The 16,155-nt window shown below is 70.8% G+C and carries 13 protein-coding genes and 1 pseudogene; 8 read left to right on the forward strand and 6 right to left on the reverse strand.

What is annotated here, in order from left to right:
- Positions 1-208: 208 nt before the first annotated feature.
- Positions 209-478 (reverse strand): annotated as a pseudogene (locus OHQ87_RS28945) (hypothetical protein); the annotation flags it as partial.
- A complete protein-coding gene (locus OHQ87_RS28950; protein WP_328343009.1) occupies positions 475-2,091 on the reverse strand; it encodes a PspC domain-containing protein in 1,617 nt (538 codons plus the stop codon). The gene OHQ87_RS28950 and the pseudogene OHQ87_RS28945, both read right to left, overlap by 4 nt.
- Positions 2,092-2,259: 168 nt before the next feature.
- Here OHQ87_RS28950 and OHQ87_RS28955 point away from each other — a divergent pair, with 168 nt between their 5' ends.
- From OHQ87_RS28955 to OHQ87_RS28990, 8 genes are all read left to right on the forward strand, one after another.
- Positions 2,260-3,525 carry a PspC domain-containing protein gene (locus OHQ87_RS28955; RefSeq protein ID WP_328343011.1) on the forward strand — a complete coding sequence of 422 codons (1,266 nt, stop codon included), beginning with the start codon at positions 2,260-2,262 and terminating at the stop codon, positions 3,523-3,525.
- A gap of 1 nt (position 3,526) precedes the next feature.
- Entirely contained in the window at positions 3,527-4,213 is a 687-nt protein-coding gene (locus OHQ87_RS28960) for a response regulator (RefSeq protein ID WP_091241742.1), read from the forward strand.
- A gap of 189 nt (positions 4,214-4,402) precedes the next feature.
- A complete protein-coding gene (locus OHQ87_RS28965) occupies positions 4,403-5,599 on the forward strand; it encodes a thioester domain-containing protein (protein ID WP_328343016.1) in 1,197 nt (398 codons plus the stop codon).
- 702 nt (positions 5,600-6,301) lie between these two features.
- Complete coding sequence (locus tag OHQ87_RS28970) at positions 6,302-7,945, forward strand: peptide ABC transporter substrate-binding protein (protein WP_328343018.1); 1,644 nt, start codon at positions 6,302-6,304, stop codon at positions 7,943-7,945.
- A 147-nt stretch (positions 7,946-8,092) separates the two neighbouring features.
- Positions 8,093-9,019, forward strand: coding sequence for an ABC transporter permease (locus tag OHQ87_RS28975; protein ID WP_328343020.1), 927 nt, complete (start codon positions 8,093-8,095; stop codon positions 9,017-9,019).
- Positions 9,012-9,989: an ABC transporter permease gene (locus tag OHQ87_RS28980; protein ID WP_328343022.1), complete on the forward strand. Its 978-nt coding sequence runs from the start codon at positions 9,012-9,014 to the stop codon at positions 9,987-9,989. Before OHQ87_RS28975 ends, OHQ87_RS28980 begins: the two co-directional genes overlap by 8 nt.
- Before the next feature lie 19 nt (positions 9,990-10,008).
- Complete coding sequence (locus OHQ87_RS28985) at positions 10,009-11,043, forward strand: ABC transporter ATP-binding protein (RefSeq protein ID WP_328349037.1); 1,035 nt, start codon at positions 10,009-10,011, stop codon at positions 11,041-11,043.
- Complete coding sequence (locus tag OHQ87_RS28990) at positions 11,036-12,049, forward strand: ABC transporter ATP-binding protein (RefSeq protein WP_328343024.1); 1,014 nt, start codon at positions 11,036-11,038, stop codon at positions 12,047-12,049. Before OHQ87_RS28985 ends, OHQ87_RS28990 begins: the two co-directional genes overlap by 8 nt.
- Positions 12,050-12,177: 128 nt before the next feature.
- On the opposite strand, the gene OHQ87_RS28995 is transcribed toward OHQ87_RS28990, so the two are convergent.
- The 4 genes from OHQ87_RS28995 to OHQ87_RS29005 all read right to left on the reverse strand — a co-directional run bounded on the left by OHQ87_RS28995 (position 12,178) and on the right by OHQ87_RS29005 (position 15,653).
- Positions 12,178-12,546 carry a chorismate mutase gene (locus OHQ87_RS28995; protein ID WP_328343025.1) on the reverse strand — a complete coding sequence of 123 codons (369 nt, stop codon included), beginning with the start codon at positions 12,544-12,546 and terminating at the stop codon, positions 12,178-12,180.
- A 331-nt stretch (positions 12,547-12,877) separates the two neighbouring features.
- Positions 12,878-14,728, reverse strand: coding sequence for a bifunctional metallophosphatase/5'-nucleotidase (locus OHQ87_RS29000; protein ID WP_328343026.1), 1,851 nt, complete (start codon positions 14,726-14,728; stop codon positions 12,878-12,880).
- 105 nt (positions 14,729-14,833) lie between these two features.
- Positions 14,834-15,028, reverse strand: a complete 195-nt coding sequence (locus OHQ87_RS31485; protein WP_442930617.1) for an aromatic-ring hydroxylase C-terminal domain-containing protein — start codon at positions 15,026-15,028, stop codon at positions 14,834-14,836.
- On the reverse strand, positions 14,943-15,653 hold the full coding sequence (locus OHQ87_RS29005) for an FAD-dependent monooxygenase (protein WP_328349039.1): 711 nt from the start codon (positions 15,651-15,653) through the stop codon (positions 14,943-14,945). Before OHQ87_RS29005 ends, OHQ87_RS31485 begins: the two co-directional genes overlap by 86 nt.
- Positions 15,654-16,155: the final 502 nt, after the last annotated feature.

Consider the following 16,155-nt stretch of genomic DNA (forward strand, 5'->3'; position numbering starts at 1 on the left):
CCCTGGCGCGGCCACCGGCGGACCCGACGGTGTGGCGGTCGGACGGAGGCGGGATCTCCCCGGCCAGCATACGAGCCGCCGGACGCCGGCCGCACCGGTGCGGTCAGCGGGACGGCTGCGGTGGTTCCGCGCCGACGTCGTCCGGCTCTGCCGCCTCCGGGGTGCCGAGGTGCAACTCGGCGGTGTCCTGCCCGCCGATCCGCTGGTCGTCCCCGGCGGCCGGGCCGGCTGGTACACCGGTCGCCGGGCCGTTGGTCGCCGGTACGTCGGCTGGAGGTGCCTCCCGGTCCGGGGTGCGGGCCGACCGCACCGCACCGACCAGGCCGAGCAGGCCGATCAGCACCAGCGCGCCGGCCAGGAACCAACCCACCGCAGGCAGGGCCAGCCCGAGGATCTGGGCGAGCAGCCACCAGAGAGCGAGCCCCACGAAGAGCAGGCCGAAGACGAACGACACCAGGTCGGTGCGATGGACCTTCACCGGGTCACCTCCAGGTTGCCCGCGTTGACGTGGACGGTGAGCCGCAGCGTGCCGCCGCCGGGTCCGTCCGGGCCCAGGTCGGTGAGCTGCCGTGCCTGCCCCTCCAACCCGGAGGTACGTCGTCCGAAGACGGTGGCCTCCCCGGCCTTGACGTTGGTCACCGCGGTGACGTCCACGTTCGGCGGCACCACGATGGTGGCCTCGCCGAAGTTGACCACCACTGTGAGATCGGTGTCCTGCTTGTCGAAGTCCACCGCGCGCAGGTCCAGGGTCGCGTCGCCGAAACTGTTCTCGTAACGGTCGGCGAGCTCCCGATAGCTGGTCGGTGCCCAGGTGACCGCCCCGTCGACACCACGGACCCGGTCGTAGGACTCGGCCACGGCGGCCACCCCGAGGGCGGCGGCGGCGACCAGACCGAGGGCGATCAGCCAGCGGGCCCGGCCGAACCAGGTGCCCACCAGCAGGCCGAGCCCGATGGTGGCGAGCACCGCCGCGAAGTATCCGGCCGCGCCGATCGGGAAGACGTCCAGCAGATCCAGGATGGCTACCACGCCGACGACCATGAAGATCAGCGAGAAGGTCGCGGCACCCAGCGACGACCGCTCCTTCGGCTTCTTCGGCGGCTTGACGGGGGGCGTGGGCGGTGCCGGAGGCGGGGCTCCAACGGCGTACGGGCCGTGTGGCGCGAACGGCGGTCGGTAACCCGTACCGGGCGGTGGTGGGACGGCCACCGGTGCGGTGGTGGGCCCACCTGCCACCGGCGCGCGGGGCGGCCAGCTCGGGGCCTCCGCCCGGGTCGCGCTGATCTCCATCGGCCTGGCCGCTGGCCAGGCCGGCAGCGGGGCGGTCCGGGTCTGCGCGGGCCAGCCCGCCGGTTCCCCGGCCCGGGCCGGCGGCCACCCCGCCGGGTCACCGACCCGACCCGGCAGGAACGGTGGGGCCGGTGCGGCGGGTGCCGGCGGGGTGAACGGGGCGGGCGCCGGGTAGCCGACCGGGGGCACCGGTCCAGGCGGGGGGGCCGACCCGGGTGGAGGTCCACCCGGACCGGCGGCCGGCACACTGGAACGGCTCTCCCGGTTGAGCAGCAGTGCGCCGCCGATGAGGATGGCCGCGCCCAGCAGCACCGCCCGGAACGCGTCGGTGACGATGTACCCGAAGCTGACCGCGACCAGGATGGTCAGCACGATCACGGTGATCGGGGACATGCTCGACCGACCGCGCCCGAGCATCGACTCCAGCGGCGAGGCGCTGTCACCCTCCCCCGGGATGATCAGCCAGGCGGCCACGTACACCAGGACGCCGACCCCGCCGAAGAACCCGAGCACGGCGAGCAGTACCCGCCACAGCACCGGGTCGGTGTTGGTGGCCCGGCCGATCGCCGCGCAGACCCCGGCCAGGTAGCGGCCGTCGCGGGGCCGGACCAGGCCGTACCGTGAGGTGAAGCTGGCACCTCCGGACGGCGGGGGGTAGCCCCCGGGAGGTGGCGGCGCGTCGTCGCCCCCCGTGGGCGACGCGGGCGCCGTCGCGGTCGGCCCGGCGGCGGAACCGGGCGGCGGCGTACCATCCGGTGCCGCCACCGGGGGGTACGGCGGCGGGGCTGGGTCCTCGGTCATGTCCCGATCCTGCGGCGTCACCGGGCCGAGTCGCCTCCGGAACCGACCCTGACCCCACCCTGAGATCCCGGCGGGCGGATGTCGGGGGCGTCCCCGTGGTCGGCACCGCCACGGGCGTGTGACGATCGGAGCGGCACCGCACCGCCCGGTGTCCGTCCGACACCCACCGTGACCAGGGAGCCTCAAATCAGCGCCGTGACCCCGCCGCCGCGCCTCTACCGGGCGCCCGAGCACCGGCTGGCCGCCGGGGTGGCCGCCGGCATCGCCGACCACCTCGGCATCTCGGTGCTGCGGGTACGCGTCGCGTTCATGGTGCTGCTCGGCCTCAGCGGTCTCGGGCTGCTGCTGTACGCGGCGTTCTGGGCGGTGGTGCCGCTGCGCCCGGGTGACACCGCCACGCCGCCCCGGCGCGACCCCGGGCAGCTGCTGCCGTTCGTGGCGATCGGCCTCGGTGTGCTGCTGGTCCAGGTGCTGGTCTTCGACTCGGTCGGCGCGGCGGGCACCGCCGGCTGGCTGGTGGCGATCATCGCGGTCGGTGCCGGGGTGATCTGGCACCAGTCCGCGCCGGAGCGCCGCCGGCAGTGGAGCGGGTCGATGGCGGTGCCCTGGCTCGGCGCGGTGGTGGAGGAGAGCGACAGGCGGGCCTTCGTGCTCCGCTTCGCCGGGGGCGCGGTGCTGGTCGCCGTCGGCATCATCGGCGTGGCGGCTGTCTACTCCCCGGTGCAGAACCTCGACGCGGTGGTCAACGGGGTGATCTTCGCGTTGGTCGGGTTGGCCGGGGTCGGGGTGGTGGCCGCCCCGGTGCTGTGGCGCACCTGGAACCAGCTCCGCTCGGAACGGGAGGGGCGCATCCGCGAGCAGGAGCGCGCCGAGTTGGCCGCCATGGTGCACGACCAGGTGCTGCACACCCTCGCCCTGATCCAGCGCAACGCCAGCGACGTCAAGACGGTGCAGCGACTCGCCCGGGGCCAGGAGCGGTCGTTGCGCAACTGGCTCTACAAGCCCACCGCCTCGCCGACCGAGCGGTTCGCGGCGGCACTGGAACAGGCCGCCGCCGAGGTGGAGGACACGTTCGCGATCACCGTCGAGGCGGTGGTGGTGGGTGACCGGGAGACCGACGAACGGGTGGGTGCGCTGGTGGCGGCGGCGCGGGAGGCGATGGTCAACGCGGCCCGGCACGCCGGGGTGCAGACGGTGTCGCTCTATGCCGAGGTCGAGCCGGAGCAGGTGAGCGTCTTCGTCCGGGACCGGGGGAAGGGCTTCGACCCGGATACCGTGGAGGATCACCGGCACGGCGTCCGAGGATCGATCATCGGGCGGATGAAGCGGCACGGTGGCCGGGCGGAGATCCGTTCCGAGCCCGGGGAGGGGACGGAGGTCCGGTTGATGCTGCCGATCACCGGCACCGGCTCCACGGCGGAAAGGGACAGCTGAGATGGCGGAGCAGTCGATGGAACCGGGTTCGGACGCCCCGGCACGGGTGGAGCGGTTGCGGGTCTTCCTCGTCGACGACCACGCCATGTTCCGGGCCGGGGTCAGGGCCGAGTTGGGCGCGCACGTCGAGGTGGTCGGGGAGGCGAGCACGGTGGCCGAGGCGGTCGCCCGGATCGCCGCGACCGGGCCGGACGTGGTGCTGCTCGACGTACACATGCCCGATGGCGGCGGGCGGGCGGTGCTGGATGCGATGCGCCGCAGCCATCCGCAGGTGAAGTTCCTGGCGCTGAGCGTGTCCGACGCCGCCGAGGACGTGATCGGGCTGATCCGGGCGGGTGCCCGGGGTTACGTCACCAAGACCATCTCCCCGGACGAGCTGACCGACGCGATCCGCCGGGTCGCCGACGGTGACGCCGTGTTCAGCCCCCGGCTGGCCGGCTTCGTGCTGGACGCCTTCGCGGCCCGGCCGGACGCCCCGGTCGCCGACCCGGAGCTGGACCAGCTCACCAACCGCGAGCGCGAGGTGCTGCGCCTGCTCGCCCGGGGGTACGCGTACAAGGAGATCGCCAAGGAGCTGTTCATCTCGATCAAGACGGTCGAGACGCACGTGTCGAACGTGCTGCGCAAGCTCCAGATGTCCAACCGGTACGAGCTGTCCCGCTGGGCGGCGGACCGACGACTCGTGTGACTTCGGCCGGCCCGACCGGTCACACCCCTCATTCCGGGAAGATCACCCCAGGGGCTGACAAGAGATCAATTCGTGTCGGATAATGCCCCGTCGCCTTCGCGCGTGCGGGTGGTGCCACGACCCCGCGGGACGGCGACGCACGCGGCCCGCCGGTAGCGGGCCACCCCTGGGGAGAGGTGCACGGAACTGATGTTCGTTGAACGAGGACGACGCTGGGCGGGTCTCGCCGCGGCGTTCGTCACCGGTGGCGCGCTGGTGCTCGCCGCAGCCGGTCCGGCCACCGCCGAGCCGGCCACGAAGGGCGTGGCCCGCGCGGTGCCGGGCACCGGCGTCACGCTGAAGCTGGACGGTCGGACGCAGAAGACCTCGGCGCTGGCCCTGGAGTTGAAGGACGGCACCGTGCCGGTCTTCTGCATCGACTTCCACACCCCGGTGGCCCGCGACGGCGAGTACGCCGAGGGCACCTGGGGTCAGTCGGAGGTGAAGAACCTCGGCCGGGTGCAGTGGGTGCTCACCCACGGCTATCCCAACGCCGACCGGGCGAAGCTGCTCGCCGCGGCCGGGGCCACCCTGCCCGGCGGGCTGCCCGACTCCCGCCGCGACACGCTGCTCTACTTCGGCACCCAGACCGCCGTCTGGCACTTCAGTGACGGCGTCGCCCTGGGTGACTGGGAGCGGGGGCTGACCGCCGCCGCCGAGTACGACGTGATCCGGCGGGTGCACGACTACCTGGTGCGCAACGCCACCGAGCAGCCGGAGCCGAAGGCCGAGCTGAGCCTCGACCCGGCGTCCGCCACCGCGACCACCGGGGGTCGGGCCGGGCCGTTCACCGTGCACGGGCCGGCCGGGGAGATCGCGCTGAAGGTCGACGGTGGGAACGCCGTCGACGCCGAGGGCCGTCCGGTCGGCACGACCACCAACGGCGGCCGGTTCTGGCTGACCGCCACCGCCGCCGGCCGGGTCACCGTGACCGTCTCCGCCCCGGACTCGGTCTCCTTCGGGCGGGTCTTCCTCTTCTCCGGTGGCAAGAACGCCAAGCAGAAGCTGATCCTGGGTGGGAGCACCGGCACCTCGGTCACCGCCGCGGCGGCGGCGAGCTTCGCCGCCGCCCCCGCGTCGCCGTCGCCGTCGGCCTCGCCGTCCGGGTCCCCGTCGCCGTCGCCGTCGGCCTCGCTGTCCGGGTCGCCGTCGCCGTCCAACCCGGCGGAGTCCTCGTCGGCGCCGGCCAGTCCGGCCCCGTCGACCTCGCCGGCCAGCAACGACGGCGGCCTGCCGCTGACCGGGTCGCCGATCGCGCTGGCCGCGCTGGCCGGGATGGCCCTGCTCGCCTTCGGAGCGGTGGCCGTCCTGCTGGTCCGCCGCCGCAGGGTCCGCTTCACCGCCTGACGTACGCGGTACCTTCCGGCCCCGGCACCCGATGGTGCCGGGGCCGGCCCGGTTCTCCGGCCTTCCACCGGCGCGGGGCCGACGGTCGACGCGCCGGTGCTCCCGGCGGTCCCTCTTCCCGGCCAGGTGACCCCGCACACAGTGCGCGAGCTGGATTTCTTCGTCCGCCCGGCTGGATCCCGACGCCGCCCGGTGGAAGTCGACATCCCCCGGATGGGCAAAAACGGCCAACGCTCGGTGGACCTCGGAACGTCTCAATCGGGGTGGCGGGCAACCTCACACCGCTTGACCCGTGGTCGTGGGCCGGTCGAGCCGACTTGCTGTCTTTCCTGCTCAGAGCGGTACGACCAGGGCATCTCATGATCTTTTCTCAAGTATCGGCAACGCGGCACCCGATTAACGGCTTGATAACGGCACCTTCACGTAATGGGCCGGTGGGTGTCACAGTTGCAGCACCTCACCCTCGAAGCGAGGCGCCCCGCACGTCCTGCCTGCCCCGCTGCTGCACGCGCGCGTGGCCGTCGAGTCTGCGTGGCGTCGCGCGTGAGAGGTGGGGTGGCCCGGCGGATCGGTCCCCCTGGGGTGTCCCGATTTCTCTGCGGTAAACCGGTGACCTGCGAAAACGAGGTCGTCGGCGGCGTCACCCCCCATACGTGCGTGAAACCCACGACGGAACTGGCTAGAAAGAGGAGGCCCCTCGGAATGAGAGTCTCGAAGCGGGCAACCGGCGTCATCGCGGTCGGCATGGCCGCCGCGCTGGTCGCCAGCGGTTGCTCCAGCAGTGACGGCGGCGGTGAGAGCGACACCGCCGCGACTGCGGACGGTGCGATCACCATCCACGGCGTCCAGCCGCAGAACCCGCTGGTTCCGGCGAACACCACCGAGACCGGTGGCGGCAAGATCATTGACGACCTGTGGACCGGCCTGGTCGAGTACCCGAATGACGGTGGCGCCCCGCGCAACGCGTTGGCCGAGTCCATCGAGACCAAGGACTCCAAGGTCTTCACCATCAAGATCAAGAAGGGTACCAAGTTCCACGACGGTACCGAGGTCAAGGCGGAGAGCTTCGTCAAGGCCTGGAACTGGGCCGCCTACAGCCCGAACGGTGCGGCGAACGGCAGCTTCTTCGCCGACATCGCCGGCTACGACCAGGTCACCTCGGTGGACCCGGACGACGACGGCCCCAAGAAGGCGCCGGAGCCGGCCGCCAAGGACCTGTCCGGCCTGAAGGTCGTCGACGAGCAGACCTTCGAGGTCACCCTGTCCGCGCCGACCGCGGTCTTCCCGACCAAGCTCGGCTACGGCGCGTTCATGCCGCTGCCGGACGTGTTCTTCACCCAGAAGTCCGAAGAGTTCGGCAAGAAGCCGATCGGTAACGGCCCGGTGAAGTTCGTCTCCTGGGAAGACAACGTCTCGATCAAGCTGACCCGGTTCGACGACTACAACCTGCGCGACAAGGTCAAGGTCAAGGACGTCAACGTCAAGCTCTACCAGGACGAGAACGCCGCCTACGCGGACCTGCTCTCGGGCAACCTGGACTTCCTGGAGTCCATCCCCACCTCCGCGCTGGCGGGCGAGAAGTACAAGGCCGACCTCGGCTCGCGGGCGCTGAACACGGTCACCCCGACCACCGCCTTCATCGCGTTCCCGATCTACGACAAGCGCTTCCAGAACCCGAAGCTGCGTCGCGCCGTCTCGCTGTCGATCAACCGGCAGGACATCTCGGACAAGATCTTCTTCGGCACCCGCAAGCCGGCCGACAGCTGGGCCAACCCGCTCACCCCGGGCGCCCCGGCCGGCAACTGCACCTCCTGCAAGTTCGACGCCGCGCAGGCGAAGCAGCTGCTGACCGAGGCCGGTGGCTTCACCGGTGAGATGGTCTTCTACTACAACGCCGACTCCAGCCACAAGGACTGGATGGAGGCCGTTGCCCAGCAGGTCAAGACCAACCTCGGTATCGAGGCGCGGGCCGAGGGCATCCCGACCTTCGCGGTGTTCCGCCAGGGCGTCGACGCCCACACGATGAAGGGCCCGTACCGGTCTGCCTGGCAGCAGGACTACCCGGACATCGAGAACTGGGTGAACCCGCTCTACGTCAAGGGTGGCTCCTCCAACGACGGCCTCTACAGCAACCCCGAGGTCGACGCCGGCGCCAAGGCCGCCAGTGGCGCGCCGAGCCTGGAGGCCTCGCACCAGCAGTTCGCCGAGGTTCTCAAGAAGGTCGACGCTGACGTCCCGACCATCCCGATCTACTTCTACGGCCAGCAGTCCGGCCACTCGGAGAAGATCAAGAAGATCGAGCTGAACAACGTCGGTGAGCTGGACCTCTCCTCGGTCGAGCTCTGATCCGTCCGCGCTGACCCCGGGTCGGGCCCGCCACATCCGGCGGGCCCGGCTCGGGGCAGTTCCGCGAGCAGGGTGTCACCACATCCGCTCGCACGTTGTCACCCCGTGTCGGCCGTCCGACGCGCCCCCTGTCTGGAGGACCACCCCATGGGCCGCTATCTCTTGAGACGGCTGCTCCAACTGGTGCCGGTGTTCATCGGCACCACGTTCATGATCTACGCGCTCGTCTGGGCCGTGCCGGGCGACCCGTTCGCGGGCAAGTGTGGCGAGCGGAGATGCCCGCAGAACTACATCGACTTCATGACCGCCAAGTACCACCTCGACGAGAACGTCTTCGTCCAGTACGCGATCTACATGCAGAACCTCCTCAAGGGCGACTTCGGGCAGACGTACAGCGGCCAGTCGATCAACGACATCATCGCGACGGCGTACCCCAACACGCTGAAGCTCGCCCTGGTGGCCCTGGTCATCGAGGCGGTCATCGGTCTCACCGCAGGCGTGCTCACCGGCCTGCGCCGCAACGGCTTCCTGGACAACCTGGTGCTGGTCTCCACGCTGTTCCTGATCGCGCTGCCGGTCTTCGTGGTCGGCTTCGTGCTGCAGTGGCTCTTCGGCGTGCAGTGGGGCATCGTCAAGCCGACCGTCTCCAGCGAGATGCTCCTCTCCGAATTGATCATCCCCGGCTTCGTGCTGGGCAGCGCGTCGACGGCGTACATCGCCCGGGTGGCACGGACGAGCATCGCCGAGAACCGGCGGGCCGACTACGTGCGTACCGCGATCGCCAAGGGTCTGCCGATGCGCCGGGTGGTCGGGGTGCACCTGCTGCGCAACTCGCTGATCCCGGTGGTCACCCTCCTCGGCACCGATCTCGGTGCCCTGATGGGCGGTGCCATCGTCACCGAGGGCATCTTCAGCATCAACGGGATCGGCCGGCAGGTCTACCGGGCGATCGTCACCAAGGAGAGCGCTACCGTTGTCTCCATCGTGGTGGTGCTGGTGCTGGTCTACCTGCTGATGAACCTGCTGGTCGATCTGCTCTACGCCGCCCTGGACCCGAGGATCCGTTATGAGTGACCCCTCTACCGCCTCGATCGTCAGCACTCCCCGCGCCGAACAGCCGGGCCAGATCGGTGCTCCCGCCGACGCCGGCCTGCCGGAGGGCGCCCGCAAGGAGAAGCCCCGCGGCCTGCTCGACGACGCCTGGCGCGACCTGCGCCGTAAGCCGCTGTTCTGGATCTCCGCCTTCTTCATCCTGCTGTTCGTCGTGATGGCGGCCGTCCCGTCGCTGTTCAGCTCCGGCGACGCGGTGAACGGCAGCCTCACCAACAGCCTGGGCAAGCCCTCGTCGACCGCCTGGTTCGGCTACGACGTGCAGGGCCGTGACGTCTACGCCCGGGTCATCTACGGTGCCCGCGCCTCCATCCTGGTGGCGTTGCTGTCCGTGGCCGGCACGCTGCTCTTCGGCGGACTGATGGGGGTCGTCTCCGGCTACCGCGGCGGCTGGGTGGACGCGCTGCTCTCGCGGATCGCCGACGTCTTCTTCGGCCTGCCGTTCGTGCTCGGTGCGATCGTCATCCTGACCACGTTCAACGGGTCCGGGACGAGCAACAGCAAGTGGAAGATCATGGGCCTGGTCATCGCCTCGCTGGTGCTGTTGAGCTGGCCGGTCGTGATGCGGCTGATGCGCTCCTCGGTGCTGTCCACCAAGGAGGCCGACTACATCATGGCGGCCCGGGCGCTGGGCGCGGGCAACGGGCGGATCATCCTCAAGCACCTGCTGCCGAACTGTCTGGCGCCGCTGCTGGTGTACGGGACGATCATGGTCGGCTCCTTCATCGGCGCCGAGGCGACGCTCTCCTTCCTGGGTGTCGGCCTGAAGAGCCCGGTCGTGTCCTGGGGCATCATGATCAGTGAGGCGCAGAACTACCTCCGAGTCGCGCCCTACCTGCTCTTCTTCCCCGCCGCGTTCCTCGTCACCGCCGTGCTGAGCTTCGTCATGCTCGGTGAGGCCGTCCGCGAGGCCCTCGACCCGAAGCTCCGATAGGGGAACTGAGTTGTCCGAGATTCTCGTTTCCGAGCAGTCCGCGCCCGGCGCCGACGGACCCGGCCGCCCTGCGGGCCGGCTGCTCGAGGTCGACGACCTGCGGGTGGAGTTCCGCACCCGGGACGGCGTCGCCAAGGTCATCAACGGAGTCACGTACCACGTCGACGCGGGGGAAACCCTCGCCGTGCTCGGCGAGTCCGGCTCCGGCAAGAGCGTCACCGCGCAGACCGTCATGGGCATCCTGGACATGCCGCCGGGCTTCGTCACCGGTGGTCAGGTCCGCTTCCACGGCAAGGACATGCTCACTATGTCCGCCGAGGAGCGCCGCCGCATCCGCGGCGAGGGCATCGCGATGATCTTCCAGGACTCGCTCTCCGCGTTGAACCCGGTCTTCACCGTCGGGTTCCAGATCGCCGAGCAGTTCCGGGTCCGGCGCGGGATGAGCCGCGCGGACGCCAAGAAGCGCGCGATCGAGATGCTCGACCAGGTCAAGATCCCGAATGCCAAGGGTCGGTTCAGCAACTTCCCGCACCAGTTCTCCGGCGGTATGCGGCAGCGCGCGATGATCGCGATGTCGCTCGCGCTGGACCCGGAGGTGCTGATCGCGGACGAGCCGACCACCGCGCTGGACGTGACCGTGCAGGCCCAGATCATGGACCTGCTCGGCGAGCTCCAGCGGGAACGCCGGATGGGCATGGTCCTGATCACCCACGACCTCGGCGTGGTCGCCGACGTCGCGGACCGGATCGCGGTCATGTACGCCGGCCGGATCGTCGAGGAAGCCGACGTCTACGACCTGTACGCCAAGCCGGCGCACCCGTACACCCACGGTCTGCTCAACTCGATCCCCCGGCTCGACGAGAAGGGGCAGGAGCTCCGGACGATCAAGGGCCTGCCACCGAACCTGATGAACATCCCGCCGGGCTGCCCGTTCAACCCGCGGTGCCCGATGGCGCAGCCGGTGTGCCGCGAGAAGCTCCCCCCGCTGCTGCAGATCCGCCCCGGCCGGGCCAGCGCCTGCCACTTCGCCGAGGAGCTGGTGAACCGTGACTGAGCACATCATCGAAGTCCGTGACCTGGTCAAGCACTACCCGGTCACCCGGGGCATCGTGCTCAAGAAGACGATCGGTCAGGTCAAGGCCGTCGACGGCGTCTCGTTCGAGCTGAAGGCCGGCGAGACGCTGGGGGTCGTCGGGGAGTCGGGCTGTGGCAAGTCGACGCTGAGCCGGGTCCTGATGAACCTGGAGAAGCCGACCGCCGGCACGGTGCTCTACAAGGGCCAGGACATCTCCAAGCTCTCCGGTGGCGCGCTGCGGCGGCTTCGCCGGCAGATCCAGCTGGTGATGCAGGACCCGTACACCTCGCTCAACCCCCGGATGACAGTCGGTGACCTGATCGGTGAGCCGTTCGAGATCCACCCGGAGGTCGCCCCGAAGGGCAGCCGCCGGGACAAGGTCAGGGAACTGCTCGACCTGGTGGGCCTCAACCCGGAGCACATCCACAGGTACCCGCACCAGTTCTCCGGTGGCCAGCGGCAGCGCATCGGCATCGCCCGCGCGCTCGCCCTGCGCCCCGAGGTGATCGTCTGCGACGAGCCGGTCTCCGCCCTGGACGTCTCGATCCAGGCCCAGGTGATGAACCTGCTGGAGAAGCTCCAGAACGAGCTGGGCCTGTCGTACGTCTTCATCGCCCACGATCTGTCCGTGGTGCGGCACCTCTCCGACCGGGTCGCGGTGATGTACCTCGGCAAGATCGTGGAGATCGGCACCGAGGACGAGATCTACGAGCGGCCGACCCACCCGTACACCCAGGCGCTGCTGTCGGCGGTGCCGGTGCCGGACCCGACGCTGCGGGACAACAAGGCGATCATCCGGCTCACCGGTGACGTGCCCTCCCCGATCAGCCCGCCGTCGGGCTGCCGGTTCCGCACCCGGTGCTGGAAGGCGCAGGACGTCTGCGCCGAGCAGCCGCCGCTGCTGGAGATCCGTCCCGGCTCGGACCACCCGAGCGCCTGCCACTTCGCCGAGAAGCGCGAGATCGTCGCCACCCACGAGGCGTGAGACACCCCGGGCCGCCTGCCACCGTCTGTCCGACGGCGGCAGGCGGTTCGTCATCTCCCCACCCGGTCTGCCGCCCTGCGCCGGCCGGGTGCGCCGTGCCCGGCGCGGGTGCGGGTGCGGTGGCCGGTCTACAGCGGTCCGCGCCCGGCCCGCAGCAGCAGCAGCGCGAGCTGGGTGCCGTCGGCCCCCAGCTCGCTGCGGAAGCGTTCCAGGATCTCCCGTTCCCGGGAGAGCACCAGCCGGGTGCCCCCGGAGGCCATCCGGGTCACCCCGACCTCCTGGGAGAGCGCCGCGCGTTCCTGCCAGAGCGCGATGAGCGTACGGTCGATCTCGTCGATCCGTTCCCTGATCGCCACGATCCGCTCGGCCGCCGCCGTGTCACCGGTGCCGGTGCGGGCAGCAACCGCTCCGGCCGGTTCGGTTCCGGCCGGTTCGGTTCCGGCCCGGTCGTCGTGCCGCGCGGGGCCACCGCTGGACTCCACCACGTCAGTCATCATCGTCGTACCCCTCGGGTCTCGGGTCCGGTGCCCGGATCCCGGGACGAAAAAGCCCCGGGCTCTCCGAGCCCGGGGCTTTCGTAGGTCCTGTCGATCAGGCGCGACCCACGGCTGCCGGACTCCCGGTGCCGTAGTAAAAGTAGGACCGCCTATCGATCACGCTGTCGAGTATGCCGACCGGGGGCCGGTCCGCGCAAGCAGACCTCGGTTCTCCCGCACGGATGGTGCCGGGACGACCGACGGGCACCGGCGGCAGGGGGCCCGTCCGGCCCCGCCCGGGCGGGGTTCCACCGCACGCGGGCGGGAGCCGGACAGGGCCCCTGCGTACCGGTCAGCCGAGGCGGGTGATGCGGTCCGCCGCGGTGGGGGCCACCGGCTCCCCGTTGCCCAGGTACGCCACCAGGGCGTCCACGTCGAAGCCGGGTGCCGTGGTCCGGCCGGCGCCGCCCGCCAGCTCGGTGAACCCGTCCCCGCCGTTGGCGAGGAAGTCGTTCGTGGTGACCCGGTAGCTGCCCGCCGGGTCGACCGGGCTCCCGTTCAGGGTCAGCGCGCTGACCCGCGAACCGGCCGCCGCGGTGCTGTCGTACGAGTAGGTCAGCCCGGCGGACGGCTGGAGGATGCGCTGGGCGGTCTGCCCGTTGAAACCGACGAACTGCTGCTCCAGCACGTTCTTGAGCTGTGCGCCGGTGAACGTCTGGGTGACCACCAGGTTGTTGAACGGCTGCACCGTGAACGCCTCGCCGTAGGTCACCTCGCCCGGCGCCTCACCACCGGTCGACGCCGCGTACGACAGGGAGGCCCGGACGCCGCCGGGGTTCATCAGCGCGAGCTGCGCCCCGTCACCCTTCGTGTACGCCAGCTGCGCGTCGGCGATCACGTCACCCATCGGGCTCTCCCCGTTGGGCCGGGCGTCCCGGACGATGTCCGCGCTGATCTTCCCGACCACCCGGTTGGCGATCGGGGCGACCGCCGTGCGGTACTTGTCGGCCAGCGCCTTCGTGCCCGCGTCCACCAGGGCCGGGTTCTTGGCGAACACGCCCCCGGTCTGCTGCCAGCTGCCGTCGGCGTTGCGCACGCCGTTCTCCACGATCACGTTCTTGGCGGTGATGCCGGTGAACCGGCCGGTACGCCGGTCCAGCGAGTAGTCGATGTCGGTGACCAGCTGCCCGTTGTTGCCGGCGCTGGTGACCACGCTCGGCCTGCCCGAGGAGTTCGGCAGCGAGCAGGAGTAGAAGCGGTGGGTGTGCCCGGAGACGACCACGCCGAACTCCGGCCGCAGGCCCTTGACGATGTCCACGATCGGGCCGGAGAAGTTGGCGCAGTCGGAGACGCCCGGGGTGGTCGGCGGCGCGGACTGGGTGCCGCCCTCGTGCACCAGCAGGACCATCGCCTTGACCCCGAAGAGCTTGAGCAGGCCACCCCACTTGTTGGCGGTCTGCACCTCGTCGGCAAAGGTGACGTCCTTGATGCCGGCCGGGTTGACGATGCCCGGGGTGCCCTCCAGGGTGACCCCGACGAAACCGACCGGCACGCCGCCGACGAACTTCACGTCGATCGGGGGCAGGATCGGCAGCTTGGTCTTCTTGTTGATGGTGTTGGCGGCGAGGTAGGTGAACTTCGCACCGGCGAAGCCGTCGCCGTCCTGGCAGCCGTCGACCGGGTGGCAGCCGCCCTTGTTGATCCGGAGCAGCTCCTTGACGCCCTCGTCGAACTCGTGGTTGCCGACCGAGCTGACGTCCAGGCCCACCTGGTCCATCAGTTCGATTGTGGGTTCGTCGTGGAACGCGGCGCTGACCAGCGGGGAGGCCCCGATCAGGTCGCCGGCGCCGACGGTGGTGGTGACCCGACCCTCGGTCTTCGCCTCGGCACGCAGCTTCTTGAGCCAGGTGGCGAGGTATTCCACCCCGCCGGCCGGGGTGCCGTTGACGGTGGCGCCGCTGCCACCGGGTGGGTCGATCGCGCCGTGGAAGTCGTTGTAGCTGAGGAACTGACCCTTGACCTCGCCACCCGTCGCGGTGGCGTACGAGACGGCGACCGGAGCGAGGCCGGCCCCGGGGGCGGCGTCGGTCGGCTGCGTGGTGGCGCGGCCGGTGATGGGCAGGCTGGCCACGACGGCCAGGGCGAGGGCCGGCGCGGCGAGGTGACGCAGCACGGCCCGACCGCGCGAGCGCGGTTGACTCATGGTTGTTCTCCCAAGTCGTCTTCGGGGGAGCAGGCGGGGATTTCCCGCGTCATCGTCGCGCCTCGGGGACGAAGATGCCAGTGGGGCCACCGTGACAGCTTCGTCTCAGTCCCGACCGACGCTCTCGTCGGGCGGCAGGAGTGCCGCTGCGCTCGGCGGATGGTGGCACTGCGGGTCGCCGAACCAGGTTTCCAACGCGGCCAGGAGATGGTGGTCACCGTCCGGGCCGAGCGCCCACGCGACATAGCCGTCCGCTCGGACGAGCAGGGCGCCGGCGGGTGGCGCCGCCCAGCCGTGCACCTGCGCGGCGAGTTTCCAGCCGAGGTTGGCCGCGTCCTGGAGCCCGAGGTGAGACCGGGCGCACCGACCGCGGGAGCACGTGGGCGGCGTCTCCGGCGAGGAACACCCGACCGCGCCGGTACGAGTCCGCGACCCGGGCGTTCGCGGCGTACCTGCGGCGCAGCAGGTGCGGCCCGGCGGTGGTCGGCGCGGCAAGCGGTAGGTCCCGGCCGAGGACCCGGTGCAGGCTGGCGCGCACCTCCCCGATGCTGACCGGGCTCTCGGCGGCGATCGGGGGCCCGTCCCACTCGATCACCGACACCATCGACACGCCGGGGCCGTGCGGCACCACGACGTGGGTGCCGCGTTCGGTGCGGTGCCAGGCGTACAGACCGATACGGTCCCCGTCGGGCAGCACGATCTCGGCGGTGGCGGCGTCGACCGACGATCCCGGCAGGGTGACGTGTGCGGCACGCGAGACGACGCGCGGATCGGTGGAACCGGAGAACGGAACCCCGATCCTCCGGCGCACCTCGCTGCGGGCGCCGTCGCATCCGACGAGATATCCCGCGCGCATGTCGTAACCGCCGTCGGTGCCCTGCACCCGCACGGTCACGGCATCGTCACCCTGCCGCAGTTCGTGCAGCCGGTGCCCGCGTCGTACCTGGACGCCGAGATCGCGAGCCCTTTCCTGACATGAATCCCGCTCCTGACACGAACCCCGCTCCTGTCACGAATCCCGCTCCTGACACGAACCCCGCTCTCTATGCGGGAGCGGGTGAGAGGTGCCTGTTCCGCGTCCTTTGGAGCTGATGACGTCAACGATTCGGGGTTCCCGAGCGGTCGAGTCGGTAACGTCATCAGCTCCAAAGCCTCTGCCGTGACGGCCGGTCCGGCCTCGGTTCCGGCCTCGGTTCCGGCCTCGGTTCCGGCCTCGGTTCCGGCCTCGGTTCCGGCCTCGGTTCCGGCCTCGGTTCCGGCCTCGGTTCCGGCCTCGGTTCCGGCCTCGGTTCCGGCCGGACGGGGTCGGCGTGGCGCCGGTCCGGTCCGTGGCTCGGTGGTGCGGTGGGCGGAGTGCGGTGGTGGGCGGACTCCGGGTGGTGAGTGTGCGCTCGGCGTCCTGTCGGGCGTGCGCGGGCGGAAAGTGG

It is taken from the genome of Micromonospora sp. NBC_00421 (genome assembly GCF_036017915.1).
Lineage (GTDB): Bacteria > Actinomycetota > Actinomycetes > Mycobacteriales > Micromonosporaceae > Micromonospora.

What these genes read in the sequence shown, in the direction of transcription:
- OHQ87_RS28980 (WP_328343022.1), top strand. Translation starts at nt 9,012, where the DNA reads ATGAGTGACCCCTCTACCGCCTCGATCGTCAGCACTCCCCGCGCCGAA.
- OHQ87_RS28960 (WP_091241742.1), top strand. Translation starts at nt 3,527, where the DNA reads ATGGCGGAGCAGTCGATGGAACCGGGTTCGGACGCCCCGGCACGGGTG.
- OHQ87_RS28965 (WP_328343016.1), top strand. Translation starts at nt 4,403, where the DNA reads ATGTTCGTTGAACGAGGACGACGCTGGGCGGGTCTCGCCGCGGCGTTC.
- OHQ87_RS28950 (WP_328343009.1), bottom strand. Translation starts at nt 2,091, where the DNA reads ATGACCGAGGACCCAGCCCCGCCGCCGTACCCCCCGGTGGCGGCACCG.
- OHQ87_RS28995 (WP_328343025.1), bottom strand. Translation starts at nt 12,546, where the DNA reads ATGATGACTGACGTGGTGGAGTCCAGCGGTGGCCCCGCGCGGCACGAC.
- OHQ87_RS28975 (WP_328343020.1), top strand. Translation starts at nt 8,093, where the DNA reads ATGGGCCGCTATCTCTTGAGACGGCTGCTCCAACTGGTGCCGGTGTTC.
- OHQ87_RS29000 (WP_328343026.1), bottom strand. Translation starts at nt 14,728, where the DNA reads ATGAGTCAACCGCGCTCGCGCGGTCGGGCCGTGCTGCGTCACCTCGCC.
- OHQ87_RS28970 (WP_328343018.1), top strand. Translation starts at nt 6,302, where the DNA reads ATGAGAGTCTCGAAGCGGGCAACCGGCGTCATCGCGGTCGGCATGGCC.